Genomic DNA, 13,458 nt, shown 5'->3' on the forward strand with positions numbered 1-13,458 from the left:
AGGGGCGCGGCGATGCGTGCCCGGCGCCGGCGCCCCCGCGGCGCGCGACACCCCCGAAAGGCGGCGGTGCGCCGCCATCCCGCGCGTCCCCTCGTTGAGGCCGCGCGCGGCGTTCCGCTATGCTGCAACGCGTTTTGCGCCCGTTTTTGTCGAAGTCGAGACCCTCTTTGAACGCCACCCCGCCTCCCGTCGTGCGCAAGTCGTTCTGGCGCGCGCTCGCCCTGACCCTCGTCGTCGCGGCGCTCAACATCGGGCTGTGGGGCTTCCTCAACCGGCCGGTGCACATCGCCGACTGGCGCGGCGACGTCGCCGGCTTCGCCTACAACCCGTCGCAACGCTACCAGGACCCGACCAAGCTCATCTTCCCGAGCGAAGCGGAGCTCGACAGCGACATCCGCATGCTGTCGCAGTACACGAAGCGCATCCGCACGTATTCGACGGCCGAGAATCCGCAGATCCCGCGCATCGCGAGGTTCTACGGCCTGCACGTGATGGCCGGCGCGTGGATCGAAGGTCGCGCCGAGCGCAACGAACGCGAGCTCGCCGCGCTGATCGCGGTCGTGCGCAAGAACGACAACATCGATCGCGTGATCGTCGGCAACGAGGTGATCCTGCGCGGCGACACGAGCGTGAAGGCGCTGATCGGCTACCTCGATCGGGCGCGTGCCCAGCTCAAGGTACCCGTGTCGACGGCCGAACCGCTCGACACCTGGCAGCGCCATCCGGAGCTCGCGCAGCACGTCGACTTCATCACCGTGCACATCCTGCCGTACTGGGAACGCGTGCCGCGCAAGGACGCGGTCGGCTTCGTGCTCGGCCAGTACCGCGAGCTGCAGAAGCTGTTCCCGGACAAGCCGATCGTGATCGGCGAGGTCGGCTGGCCGTCGAACGGCAATCGCCGCGAGTACGCGCAGCCTTCGCTCGCGGACGAGGCGCACTTCCTGCGCGACTGGTTCAACGTCGCCGCGCGCGAGAAGATCGACTACTACGTGATGGAAGCGATCGACCAGCCGTGGAAGGAAGGCATCGGCGGTCGCGTCGAGGCGTACTGGGGCGTGTTCAACGCGAGCCGCCAGCCGAAATTCTCGTTCACCGGCACGGTGATCGAGGACCCGATCTGGCCGTGGAAGGCCGGCCTCGCGTCGCTGATCGCGCTGCTGCCGATGTTCTGGTTCGCGCGCCACTTCATCCGCTTCCGCGCGATGGGCATCGCGTTCTTCCTCGCGCTGATCCAGCTCAGCGCGTCGATCCTCGTGTGGATGGCGACGCTCCCGTACGACTTCTACCTCGATCCGCTGGATTGGGGGATGCTGTTGCTGCTGTTCCCCGCGCAGCTCGCGATCATCCTGATCCTGCTCATCAACGGCTTCGAGTTCACCGAAGTGCTGTGGCGCCCGCGCTGGCTGCGCGAGTTCCGCCCGCTGACGCCGCAGCCGGGCGATCCGCAGCCGTTCGTGTCGATCCACCTCGCCTGCTACAACGAGCCGCCCGAGATGGTGATCCTCACGCTCGACTCGCTCGCCGCGCTCGACTACGAGAATTACGAGGTCATCGTCCTCGACAACAACACGAAGAACCCGGAGGTGTGGAAGCCGGTCGAGGCGCATTGCGCGAGACTCGGCTCGAGGTTCCGTTTCTACCACCTCGAGCCGTGGCCCGGATTCAAGGCCGGCGCGCTCAACTACGGGCTCGAAGTCACCGATCGGCGCGCCGAGGTCGTCGCGGTCGTCGACGCCGACTACGAAGTCCGTGCCGACTGGCTGCGCGCGCTGACCGGCTATTTCGCCGACCCGAAGGTCGCCGTGGTGCAGTGCCCGCAGGCGCACCGCGAGTGGGAGCACAATCCGTTCCGCCGCATGACCAACTGGGAATACGACGGCTTCTTCCGCATCGGCATGCACCATCGCAACGAGCGCAACGCGATCATCCAGCACGGCACGATGACGATGGTGCGCAAGGATGTGCTCGCGAACACCGGCGCGTGGTCGGAGTGGACGATCTGCGAGGACGCCGAACTCGGCCTGCGCCTCATGAAGGCGGGCTACGAGCTCGTCTACGTCGACGAACTCATGGGCAAGGGCCTCACCCCGGCCGACTTCAAGGCGTACAAGTCGCAGCGCTACCGCTGGGCGTTCGGCGCGATGCAGATCATGAAGGCGCGCTGGGACTGGATGACTTCGAAGGCGTCCACGCTCACGCGCGGCCAGCGCTTCCACTTTCTCACCGGCTGGTTCTCCTGGTTCGGCGACGCGCTGCACCTCGTGTTCACCCTCATGGCGATGCTGTGGACGCTCGGCATGGTGCTCGCGCCGCGCTGGTTCACGCTGCCGATGTACCTGTTCCTCGTGCCGCTGATCGGCTTCTTCGTGTTCAAGGCCGCGTTCGGCATCATCCTTTACCGCGTGCGCGTGCCGTGTTCGTGGAAGGACACGATCGCTGCATCGGTCGCGAGCATGAGCCTCTCGCACGCGATCGCGCGCGGCATCTTCGAGGGCCTCTGGCGCAAGAAGGGCGAGTTCATCCGCACCGCGAAGAGCCGCCGCATCGGCAAGAAGCCGAATCCGTTCACGTCGGTCAGCGAAGAGTTGTTGCTGTTCCTCGCGCTGGTCGCCTGCGTGGTCGGCATGATCAATTCGTCGGGCATCAACTACGTCGAGGGCCGGTTGTGGATCGCGATCCTCGCCGCGCAGGCGATCCCGTACGCATCGGCACTCGTCGGCGCGTGGGTCGCACACCGCTCGGGCGACGCGGTCGGCTGAGCTCGCGTGGCAACGGTGGAAGCCGCGGTGCTCCTTGCGTGCCATCAACAAGGCATCGCGGCTCCGCAGCGGAATCCGGCGCTGCCCATCCGGGCGCATGCGGCGGGCCAGGAGGGACACCCTTCGAGGGCAATGGCGTGGTGCGCTTTGGCGCGAACCGAACCGCTCCTGCCGCGAACCGAAGCGGCGTAGACTCGGAACCCGGCCCTGCGGGGAGGTCCGCCGGCGATGGTCACCCACGACGACGTCCGCACGCTCGCGCTCGCGCTGCCCGACACGCGCGAGGACGGTCCGCTCGTGTTCTCCGTGCGCCACGGCGACACGTACAAGGGCATCGCCTGGCCGTGGCGCGAGCGCATCCATCCGCGCAAGCCGCGCGTCGTGAACCACGGCGTGCTCGCCGTACGCGTGGCCGACCTCGACGCGAAGGAGATGCTGCTGCTCGCCGAACCGCAGGTGTTCTTCACCGAGCCGCATTACGACGGCTATCCGGCCGTCCTCGTCCGGCTCGAGCGCATCACGCGCAGCGCGCTGCGCGAACTGTTGCAGCAGGCTTGCGCGGGGCGGGCGCCGAAGTCCGCACGCAGCGGGCCGTCGCGCCCGCCGCGTGCGAAGAAGGCGACGGCGGTGAGGCCGCCGCGGCGATGATGGCGGCCTTCGCCGCGAACCCGAGCCGATTGCCGGAACGCACGCGTTCGGCTCCCGCAGCCGTTCGCCATCGGGACCCCGCGACGCAGCCGCGCGTCCAGCGCGATGCGGCCGTGCGGTGCGTCCCGGCTGCCCGCGCGTTGCGATGAAGCGCATCGGCCTGATCTCCGACACGCACGGCCTGCTGCGCCCGCAGGCACTCGCGTTCCTGCGCGGCTGCGATCACATCCTGCACGCGGGCGACGTCGGCGATCCGGCGATCCTCACCGGGCTCGCGCGCATCGCGCCGCTCACCGCGGTGCGCGGCAACAACGACCATGGCGATTGGGCCGATGCGCTGCCGGCGAGCATCGACGTCGTCTTCGACGGCGTTCGCATCCATCTCCTGCACGACCTGGCCTGCCTCGCGATCGACCCGCGCGCGACCGACGCGCGCGTGATCGTGAGCGGCCACTCGCACCGGCCATCGATCGCACGACGCGACGGCATCCTGCAGGTGAATCCCGGCAGCGCGGGGCGGCGACGCTTCCGCCTGCCGATTGCACTCGGCGAATTGCACGTCGACGGCGACGTCGCGTCGGCGCGCATCGTCGAACTCGACGACCTCACGGCGTGAACCGCCCCGCTGCCGGTGCGGAGCGGCCGACCCGCGTACGCAGCCAGCGGTCGATCGCGTCGAGTGCGGCGGTATCGGTGAGGATGCCGTCGTGGCCGACGCCGTCGACGACGAGCGCCTCGCCATTCGCGTGCAGCCGGGCCGCGGCGGGATAACCCGATGCGTCGAACGCTTCGTCCGCTCCGCCCGCGACGATCAGCAACGGCGCGTCGTCGGCGCGCAGCGCCGCGGCGTAATCGTCCGGAGCGCAGCCGGTCATCGCGCGGAAGCTGTAGTGCATCGGCCCGTCGCCGCGCGAGACGTTGAAGTACAGGGTGCCGAGTCCGTCCAAGCCATGCATGCCCACGGCGCCGAGCATGAGCAATCCGATCGTGCGCTGCAGGCTCAGCTTGATCGGCACCTCGGCTCCCGCCGCGGCGGCGGCGTCGTGCCGGGTGGTCGGAGCATGCTCGCCGAGGTGCGGGGCATACAGAAGATAGCCGTCCACCGCGGGCACGGCGGCGCGCGCCGCGTAGCGCACGGCGATGCCGCCGCCCATCGAATGGCCCGCGAGCAGCACGCGCGCGCGCGGCGCCTCCTCGCGCAGCGTGGCGACGACATCGGCGACGTCGTCCTCGTACTGCCCGGGGTAGGCGATGTCGCCGAACGCGCCGCCCGACGTACCGTGGCCGCGCAGGTCCAGGCTGAGCACGGTCGCGCCCGTCTTCGCGTGCAGCGCGATCGCTGCAGGCCGCATCGCGTCCGCGTCACTCATCACGCCGTGCAGCAACAGCACGATCGTGTCGCTCGGCGCGCCCTCGCGCAGCGCGTGCAGGACCGTGCCGTCGCGTGCGGTGTAGCAGGCGGTGTCCGGCGATCGCGAGCAGGTCGGAGTCCCGCGAGCGGCGATCGGGAACGGGGTCGAACGGAATGCCGGTGCCGGTGCAGCGACCAGCGCGAGTGCGACGCCGATCCACAGGGCGATCGCCCCGATCGCGGCGATCGCCGCGCGTTTGAACCACGTGTGCATGAGTACCCCCGTCTGGTCGAAGCGCGGCGCTCGCGCGATGGCGATACGCCGGATACGGGGTGATACGCGCGACCGCGCCCGAACTCACGGCGGTACACGAGCATTCAAAAAAAAACGGCCCCGGGATACGGGGCCGCAAGTTCCGGAGAACGGGTCGCTCCTCCGCCTGGACGGGGAGCGACCTCCTGCTTTCATCAAGGCGATTCGAAGCCGCTCGCGAAGATGCGATCGAGGCAGCTCACCTGCACCGACGTCACGTTCGCACCGGCGATCGTGCCGCTGCCGTTGCTGACCGTGCACAGTTCCGGCGGCGAGGCCGGCTGCGTCTGCACGGTGACGGCGTAGGACGCACCGTCGTTGAGCATCGTCGCGAAGGTGAACGAACCGTCGCTGGCCACCGGCAGGCTCTCGCTGCCGTTGAGCGACAGCGTGACGCTGTCACCGAGCAGGCCGCTGACGGTGCCGCCGACCGAGTAGGTGCTGCTCGCGCACGTCACCGCCACGTTCGTGACGTTCGCACCCGAGACCGTGCCGCTGCCGTTCGCGACCGAGCAGGTCTGGCCGGTCGGCTGCGTGCCGACCGTGACCGAGTAGGCCGCGCCGTCGGCGATGCCGGTCGGGAACGTGAACGCACCGTTGGCCGCGACCGGCAGGGTCTGCGCACCCGCGTTGAGCGAGAGCACGAGACCGCTGCCGCTGAGGCCGCCGACCGTGCCGCCGACCGTGTACGTCGTGCCGCCGCTCGTCGCGGGCACGAGGCACCACTGGGTCAGCGACCCGGTGTCGCCGCTCGCATTGTCGGACACGTTGAGCGTCCAGGTGCCGGCGAGGGTCTGGCCGTTGAACGCGGTCGCGAGCGGATTGTTCGGCTTGACGTTGCCCGACAGCGCCGGCGGCGTCGCGTTGCACTGGCTCTCGACCAGCGTGCCCGCGGTGTCGTCGATGATGACGTCGACGTTGTCGCCACTGCAGCCGAAGCCCGAACCCGTAAAGCCCGGACGGTCGATGACGGTCGACGTGCCCGGCGACTTGCTCAAGGTGAACTTGAGGTCGCCGACCCAGGTGTGCGTCGCCTTGATGACGAGCTTGAGGTCGGTCAGCGTCGCGCCGGACGGATCGGTCACGACGAGCGTGTCGTTGACGCCCGCCGGACTGTTGTCGGTGATCGCGAGCGCCGGGTTGCGGCAGATGAGGTTCGCCGTCGTGAAGCTGAAGGTCGGCGAGACCGTACCCGCACCGCAGCCATTGGACGGCGTCACGCGCCAGTAGTACGTCGTGTTGCCGGACAGGTCGGTCGCGGGCGTGAAGGTCGTGCCCGTCACCGTCTGCGTCAGCACGATCGAGCCGAAGCCGGCATCGGTCGCGACGTCGATCTGGTACGACTCGGTGTTGCTGCCCGACCACGTGAACGTCGGACGCAGCGCCACCCCATTGCTGCCGTTCGCGGGCGCGGTCAGAGACGGCGCTCCCGGCACGGCCGCGAACACGGTCATGTTGATGCTGGCCGACTGGTTCGACGCGCCCGAAGCGGTGCCGTTGATCGTCATCGGGTACGTACCCGAGGCGACGCCCGTGGTGTTGATCGACAGCGCGCTCGCGCCGCCCGGCGTGACCGGGTTCGGCGTGAAGGTGCCGCTGCTCGGCGCCGGGTTGCCCGCGAGCGCGAGAGTGACCGCGTTGGTGAAGCCCGACACGGAGCCGACCGCGACCGAGTACGCCGCCGGTGTACCCGCGCACACCGACACGCTGGCCGGCGTCGGGCTCAGGCTGAAGCCGGGCGCGAGGCTGCAGCTCGGGAACTTGAAGTTGCCGATGCGCGTCTTCCACGCGAACTGGCCGTTCGCCGCGTAGTACTCGCTCGTGAACCAGAACGTGCAGTCGTCGACCGGGTCGACCGTGAGGTCGCTGTAGTCGCCCCAGCGGTTGCCGGTGCCGGTCTGGCTGCCGCCGCCGTCGAAGAGGTGCGCTTCGGCCTGCGGCAGCGTGTTGAGCGGATCGCCCGCGAGGCGGCCCGCATAACGCAGCTGCGGATTGATCGCCGCACTCGACGCGCTGTAACCGAGCGCGATGTTGCCGTTCGCATCCATCGCCGTGCTGCCCATCCAGCGCCAGGTCGTATCCGGCTGGTAGGTGCTCTCCTGGAACACGGTCGGCGTGCCACTGGTGGCGTTGCGCAGTTCGAACCAGCGGATGCCCGCGACGCTGCTCGAGCTCACCGTGAAGTTGCCGACGAGCGACTCATGGCTACCGAAGTTGCGATACGCGAGGCGGAACATGAGGCGATCGGCGATCGCATCGAGCGCGTTCGCGCCGGTGCCGCCGAGCTGCGGTACGCACGCGCGCGTGCCGGTGCAGAGCGCCGTGAAGCCGGCGGCCGTCGGGCTGCCCGGCACGAGCGTGAAGGTGGAATTCGCCGGCGTCGCGAAGTCGACGTGGAAGCGGTAGGTGTCGTACTTGCCCGAATCGGGGAACAGCACGAACGGATTGGGCGCGCCCGCGGGCGGCAGCTGCGAACCGTCGAGATCGGCGGGCAGCATCGGCGCGAAGCTCGAGCCGAGCGGGCCTGCCGTCGTCACGAACGTGGCCGGCGCACCGGTCAGCATCTTGGCGCGATCGAACGCGAACGGCTGCGGGCCCTTGTAGGCCTGCGTCGTGCCGTCGAACACGTTGTCGCTCATGTAGTAGCCGTCGGGCCACACGCCGATGTGCGGGTAGTCGTAGAAGTCCGACCCGAGGTGGAAGCCGTAGCGGTTGTAGGTGCCCGTCGCGTCGGGCGTCGTCGACACCGCGATGCACTCGTCGGTGATGTTCGGACCGGCGAACTGGCTGATCACCCAGCGCTGCGCGATCTGGTCGTACAGCACGATCGGGTCGCCGTTGCCCGCGGTCTCGCAGACGCCACCGAAGCCGGCCCAGAACGAACCCGTGCTGACCGGACCGAGCACGGAGGCACCGGTGGTCTTGTCGAAGATCTGCACGCCGCCGTTGGTCATCTGCACGTACTGCGTCGCGCCGACCTCGCCGTTGGTGTCGGGCGGGGCGCAACCGCAGCCGTTCGGCTGGCCGTCGAAGTTGAGGATCGGCAGCGGCATCAGCGAAACCGGCGACATCGCGTGCTGCACGATCGGGTCGACGCTGTCCACGTGCTGCTTCGGGAAGCCCCACGCGGGGTTCTCGGCCGCCTCGTTCGCGGCCTCTTCCATGTCGTGCTCACGCCAGTTGGTGGCCATGATGTAGAGCGGCAAGGAGGTGTCGTTCTGGTACGACACGCCGACTTGCATCTTCCCTGCGAGCTGCTCTTCCTTCGTGCGCGGCCCCGCGGCCACGACGCTGGCCGACCAGGCCAGCCCGAGCACGACAAACGTCGCACTCGCCAAACGACAGTGCTTCAACAACGTCATGGATCTCTCCCCGAATGACACCGGCTACACCCGATGCGGATCTTCGTCACTGGCCGGACCGCAGTCCGGCACCCCTCGTGCCCAAGCACACGCAAGGGCACGCGCGGCCAAGGCGCGCGCCGCGCTTGAACTGTTGTGATGGCCCCCTAGCAGCGACACCGGCCGGTCACGCGGACCCGCCGGAACTGGTTCCAGAGATTCAACGTCACATCCGTCCAGAGGATGACTCTAGTCCGCCGGGACGTCCGCGGCAAGGGGCAGCGCACGACGCGGGGCGTGCGCCGCGACGATACGGCGACGCATGGACGGATCAGCGCCGTGCAGCGCCGGCGACCGCAATCGCTTCCGCGAGCATCGCGCTCGTCATCGGCTTGCGCAGGAGCGCATCCATGCCGGCGGCACGGATCTTCGCCTCCTCGTCGCCGACCGAGCGCGCGGTGACCGCGACGAGCGGCAGGTCGCCCCACCCGCGCGAACGCAGCAACCGCGCGAGCTGCAGGCCGTCGATGCCGGGCAGGTCGAGGTCGACGAGGGCGAGGTCGTAGCGGCTCGTTTCGAAGGCGGCGAGTGCGGCGAGTCCGTTGGCGACGTGCACGGCGCGGTGGCCGAGGCGGCCGAGCAGGCCGGCGACGACTTCGGCGACGGTCTCGTCGTCTTCGACGAGCAGGATGTCGAGCGCGACCGGCGGCGGCGCAGCCGCGGCCGGTGCCGCGGCGCGCCCCGTTTCGGCCGGCACTTCGTAGATCGGCAGGTCGACATCGAAGGTCGTGCCTTCGCCGAGGCGGCTGCTGACCGCGATCGTGCCTCCCATGAGCACGGTCAGTTCGCGGCAGATCGCGAGGCCGAGGCCGCTGCCGCCGTGCCGCCGCGTGACGCCTTCAGCCTGCTCGAAGCGGTTGAACAGCCGCGCCTGGAGTTCCTCCGCCATGCCAGGACCGGTGTCGGACACGCGGAAGCGCAAGCGGTCGCCGTAACGCATGAGCGCGAGTTCGACCTGCCCCTGCTCGGTGAACTTGAGCGCGTTGCTGAGCAGGTTGAGCAGGACCTGGCGGATGCGCAACGCATCGCCCCATACCTTTTCGGGCACGGCTTCGGCGACGCGCAGGACGAGCGCGACGCCTTTCGCGTGCGCGACCGGCTGTTCGAGGTCCACCACTTCGCGTCCGAGCGCGACCGGATCGAACGGATGGTCCTCGAGCACGAACTTGCCGGCGTCGATGCGCGCGATGTCGAGGCTGTCGTTGACGAGTCGCAGCAGCATCTGCCCGGACTGGTGGATCGCCTGCGCATAGCCGCGCTGGCGCGCGTCGAGCGACGTGCCGAGCAGCAGCTCGCTCATGCCAAGCACGCCCGTCATCGGCGTGCGGATCTCGTGGCCCATCGTCGCGAGGAAGGTCGACTTCGCCTCCGCGACCTGTTCGGCCGCGCGGCGGCGCTCCTCGCCGAGCGCGAGCGCATGGCGGCGGCGCACGCGCTGGCGATAGGCGCGCAGCACGAGCAGCGCGACCGCGACCGCGACCAGCAGGTAGACGAGGTACGCCGCCGGCGTTGCCCACGGCGCGCGCGCGACGCGCACGGCGAGCGGCGGCGCGAGCTCGACGCCGACGCCCGCCGCGCTCGTCGCGCCGATGCGCAGGCGGTACTCGCCCGCCGGAAGCTGCGACCAGATGCGCTCGCCGCGGTCGCTCTCGATCCAGTCCTGGTCGAAACCGGCCAACTGGAACCGATAACGGTTCGCGGACGGATTGGCGTAGCTCAGCGCGCGCGCGACCACGTGCAGGTCGACGTCGCCGCGCTGCAGTTCGATCGGCTCGGCCGCATCGAGCGCCACGGTCGCGCCGCCGCGCTGCACGTCGAGCCCGGTGACGATCAGCCGCGGCGGCGGCGCATCGAAGCGCAGAGCGGCCGGGTCGAACGCGACGAGACCGCCGAGCGTGCCGCCGAACAGAGTGCCGTCGTCCGCCCTGGCGAGCGCACCCGCGATGAACTCCTGGCTCGGCAGTCCGTCGCGCGCGTCGAAGCGGCGGATCTGCTTGCGCACCGGGTCGATGCGCCAGAGCCCGCGCGGCGAGGTCACCCAGAGCGTGCCGTCATCCGCCACCGCGAGCGCATGCGCCTGCAGGGTCGGCCAGCCCTTGGCCGCATCGAAACGCTGCTGCACGAGCATCGTGCCGTCGCCGACGGCGTAGCTCTCGAGCATGCCGAGGCGGTGCAGCCAGAGCGTGCCGTCCGGCGCGAAAGCGAGCGCGTGGACGCGCTCCTTCGGTCCGCCCGCGACCGATTCGAACACGTCGGACCCGGGCACGTGCCGCTCCACGCCGCTCGCGGTCGCGATCCACGGGTCGCCGTGCGGATCGAGCGCGAGCGCCGTGATGTCGGCGTCGCCCAGATCGTGCGTGGCCGGCGTGTAGCGGCGCACCACGCGCGGCGGTTCGCCCGCGATGCGCGCGATGCCGCCGCCGAGGACGCCCACCCAGACGCTGCCGTCGCCCGCGCGCGCGAGCTGGTCGACCGTACCCTGCGGCAACGTGTCCGCGCGCGCGACATCGACCGGGAATTCCGTCGCCGCGAGCGTGTCGAGCGCGTAGCGGCGCAGCTCGGTGCGCTGCCCGACCCAGAGATGGCGGTCGTCGGCGAGCAGCGCCTCGATGCGCTTGTTCGGCAGGTGCAGGCGCCCGCCCCAGCGCTCGAGCACGCCGCTCGCGCGGTCGATGCGGTCGACGCCGTCGCTGCCGCTCGCGACCCACGCCGCGCGCGCGCCGTCGAGCGCGATCGCCTTGACGCGCGCGCGCGTCAACGTGGTCGCATCGCCCGGAGCATGGCGGAACGCGGCGAAATTGCTCCAGTGCGGCGGCAGTCGCGCGATGCCGCCGTCGTGGACCGCGAACCAGAGGCCGCCTTCGCGATCGCGCAGGATGTCCATCGTGCGCGTGCCCGGATACGCGCCCGGCGCGGCCTCCTCGGTGCTGTAGCGCGTGAGGCCGCGCGCGTCGAGCCGCGCGATGCCGGTGAGCTGGCCGATCCAGAGCGCGCCGTCGCCGTCGCGCGCGAGCGCCGACACCATCAGCGCCGGCGTCGCCGACGCGAGCTCCTCGCGGAAGCGCAGCTCGCCGTCGACGCGGAACAGGCCCTTGCGCGTGCCGACGAGCATGCTGCCGTCCGCTTCGGCGAGGAAACTCATGATGATCGGCGGACCGGGCCGGCCGCTCATCGGCGGCAGCTCGACGTGAACGAGGCGGCCCTGCGCGTCGCGCACGTCGAGGCCTTCGTCGGTGCCGATCCACAAGCGGCCGCGCGCATCGCCGAGCAACGCGTACACATTGCTCGAACGCAGGCTCGCCGCGTCCTCGGCATCGTGGTCGACGTGCGTGAAGCGGCCGTCGGGCTCGAGGCGGTTGAGGCCGCCGAGATAGGTGCCGACCCAGATCGCGCCCGACGCGTCCTGCTCGATCGAGAACAGGTCGTTGCTGCCGAGCGTGGTCAAATCGTTCGGGCGATGCTCCCAATGCGTGAACGTGTGGCCGTCGGCCTCGAGGCGATTGAGGCCCGACGCCTCCCCGCCGCACCAGAGCCGGCCGTCGCGATCGACCAGCAGCGCGGAGACGTCGTTCGAGGCGAGCGAGGCGGGATCGCCCGGGTCGTGGCGGTAGACGCGGAACCCGACGCCGTCGTAGCGCGCGAGTCCGTCCTGCGTGCCGATCCAGATGAAACCGTCGTGATCCTGCACGACCTTGTAGACGAGGCTCGACGGCACGCCGTCGGCGACGCCGAGCGGCACGAACTGTGGCGCGGCGGGCGGCGGCGCCGCGCGCGCGACGACGAGCCACGCGACCCCGAACAGGCATGCGGTCAACCGGCGAAACGAACGGTGCATCGACCCCTCCCAAGCCGATACTGCCATGCGCGGCGGCCAAATCCCAAAGTGGACGCGCGCCCGGGCCGCGGGGTCCCGGCGCCGTCGCCCGGTTCGTCGGCCGCACGCCGAAGCCGGTACGATGCGCCGATGCCGCGGACCCGCCTGCCCCTGCGCCTCGTGCTGTTCGCCGCCCTCGCGCTCGGCGCGGCGCTGTTGCTCGGCCTCGTCGTGATGACGCTCAACGGCGTGCTCGAGTTCTACCAGCGCCTCGTCGACTTGCCGCTGTGGCTGCGCATCCCGCTGCTCGTCGCCGCGGTCGCGTTCGCGGGCGCGTTCGGCTGGCTGCTCTGGCGCCTCGCGCGGCCGGCCCGCCATCCCGCCGCGGCGCCCGCGGCGCCGCCGGTGTCGCGCGCCGAGGTCGATACGCGCATCGCACGCCTGCGCGAGCGCGCGGTCGAAACCGCGGCGCTCGAAGCGGAGCTCGTCGAGCTCGACCGCCGGCGCGCGAGCGGCGAACTTTACGTCGCGCTGTTCGGCGAGATCTCGACCGGCAAGTCGAGCCTGATCCGCGCGCTCGCGCCCGACGCCGCGCCCGCGATCGACGTGCGCGGCGGTACCACGCGCCACGTCGCCCACCATCGCGGCCGCCTCGCCGACGGGCGGGAGCTCGTCCTCGCCGACGTCCCGGGCACGGCCGAAGTCGACGGCGTCGTGCACGAGCAGCTCGCGCGCGACGAGGCGCTGCGCGCGCACGCGGTCGTCTACCTCGCGGCGTCGGACCTCACGCGCGCGCAGGACGTCGAGCTGCGTTGGCTCGCGGGATTCGGCAAGCCGCTCGTGCTCGCCCTCAACAAGGCCGATCTCTACGACGACGCGCAGCGGGCGGCGCTGCTCGACCGCTTCCGCGCGCGCTACGCGGCGCACGCGCGCGCGATCGTCGCGATCAGCGCCGGCGGCAGCGAACGTTACGAGCGCATGCTTGCCGACGGCCGCCGCGAGAAGGTCGAACGCGAACGTGCGGCCGACGTCGCGCCGCTGCTCGAGGTCCTCGCCGCGATCGTCGCGCGCGGCACCGACGCGCTCGAGCCCGCTCGCGAGGCGGCCGTGCTCGCCGAGGTCGGCCGGCGCGGCGATGCGCTTGCGCGTGAAGCGGCCGAGCGCGAGTCCGC

At 70.5% G+C, this 13,458-nt stretch carries 7 protein-coding genes; 4 read left to right on the top strand and 3 right to left on the bottom strand.

Annotated elements, in window-relative coordinates; all coding sequences use genetic code 11:
* Nucleotides 1-167 precede the first annotated feature (167 nt).
* The 3 genes from VI238_RS07215 (at nt 168) to VI238_RS07225 (ending at nt 4,023) form a co-directional block, all read left to right on the top strand.
* Entirely contained in the window at nt 168-2,759 is a 2,592-nt protein-coding gene (locus VI238_RS07215; protein WP_331649946.1) for a glycosyltransferase, read from the top strand.
* A gap of 228 nt (nt 2,760-2,987) precedes the next feature.
* Nucleotides 2,988-3,407 carry a hypothetical protein gene (locus VI238_RS07220; protein WP_331649948.1) on the top strand — a complete coding sequence of 140 codons (420 nt, stop codon included), beginning with the start codon at nt 2,988-2,990 and terminating at the stop codon, nt 3,405-3,407.
* Between the two features lie 145 nt (nt 3,408-3,552).
* A complete protein-coding gene (locus tag VI238_RS07225; protein WP_331649950.1) occupies nt 3,553-4,023 on the top strand; it encodes a metallophosphoesterase family protein in 471 nt (156 codons plus the stop codon).
* Here the strand turns inward: VI238_RS07225 and VI238_RS07230 are convergent.
* The 3 genes from VI238_RS07230 to VI238_RS07240 all read right to left on the bottom strand — a co-directional run bounded on the left by VI238_RS07230 (nt 4,013) and on the right by VI238_RS07240 (nt 12,307).
* Nucleotides 4,013-5,032 carry an alpha/beta hydrolase gene (locus VI238_RS07230; protein ID WP_331649952.1) on the bottom strand — a complete coding sequence of 340 codons (1,020 nt, stop codon included), beginning with the start codon at nt 5,030-5,032 and terminating at the stop codon, nt 4,013-4,015. The two genes, VI238_RS07225 and VI238_RS07230, sit on opposite strands and share 11 nt — an antisense overlap.
* Before the next feature lie 194 nt (nt 5,033-5,226).
* Nucleotides 5,227-8,433, bottom strand: a complete 3,207-nt coding sequence (locus VI238_RS07235) for a proprotein convertase P-domain-containing protein (RefSeq protein ID WP_331649954.1) — start codon at nt 8,431-8,433, stop codon at nt 5,227-5,229.
* A 310-nt stretch (nt 8,434-8,743) separates the two neighbouring features.
* Nucleotides 8,744-12,307 (bottom strand): hybrid sensor histidine kinase/response regulator, encoded by a 3,564-nt coding sequence (locus tag VI238_RS07240; RefSeq protein WP_331649955.1) that lies wholly within the window; start codon nt 12,305-12,307, stop codon nt 8,744-8,746.
* A 129-nt stretch (nt 12,308-12,436) separates the two neighbouring features.
* On the opposite strand from VI238_RS07240, the gene VI238_RS07245 reads away from it, so the two are divergent.
* On the top strand, nt 12,437-13,458 hold a 1,022-nt coding region (locus tag VI238_RS07245; RefSeq protein WP_331649957.1), incomplete at its 3' end, for a GTPase.

The organism is Dokdonella sp. (genome assembly GCF_036518555.1).
Taxonomy (GTDB): Bacteria; Pseudomonadota; Gammaproteobacteria; order Xanthomonadales; family Rhodanobacteraceae; genus Dokdonella_A.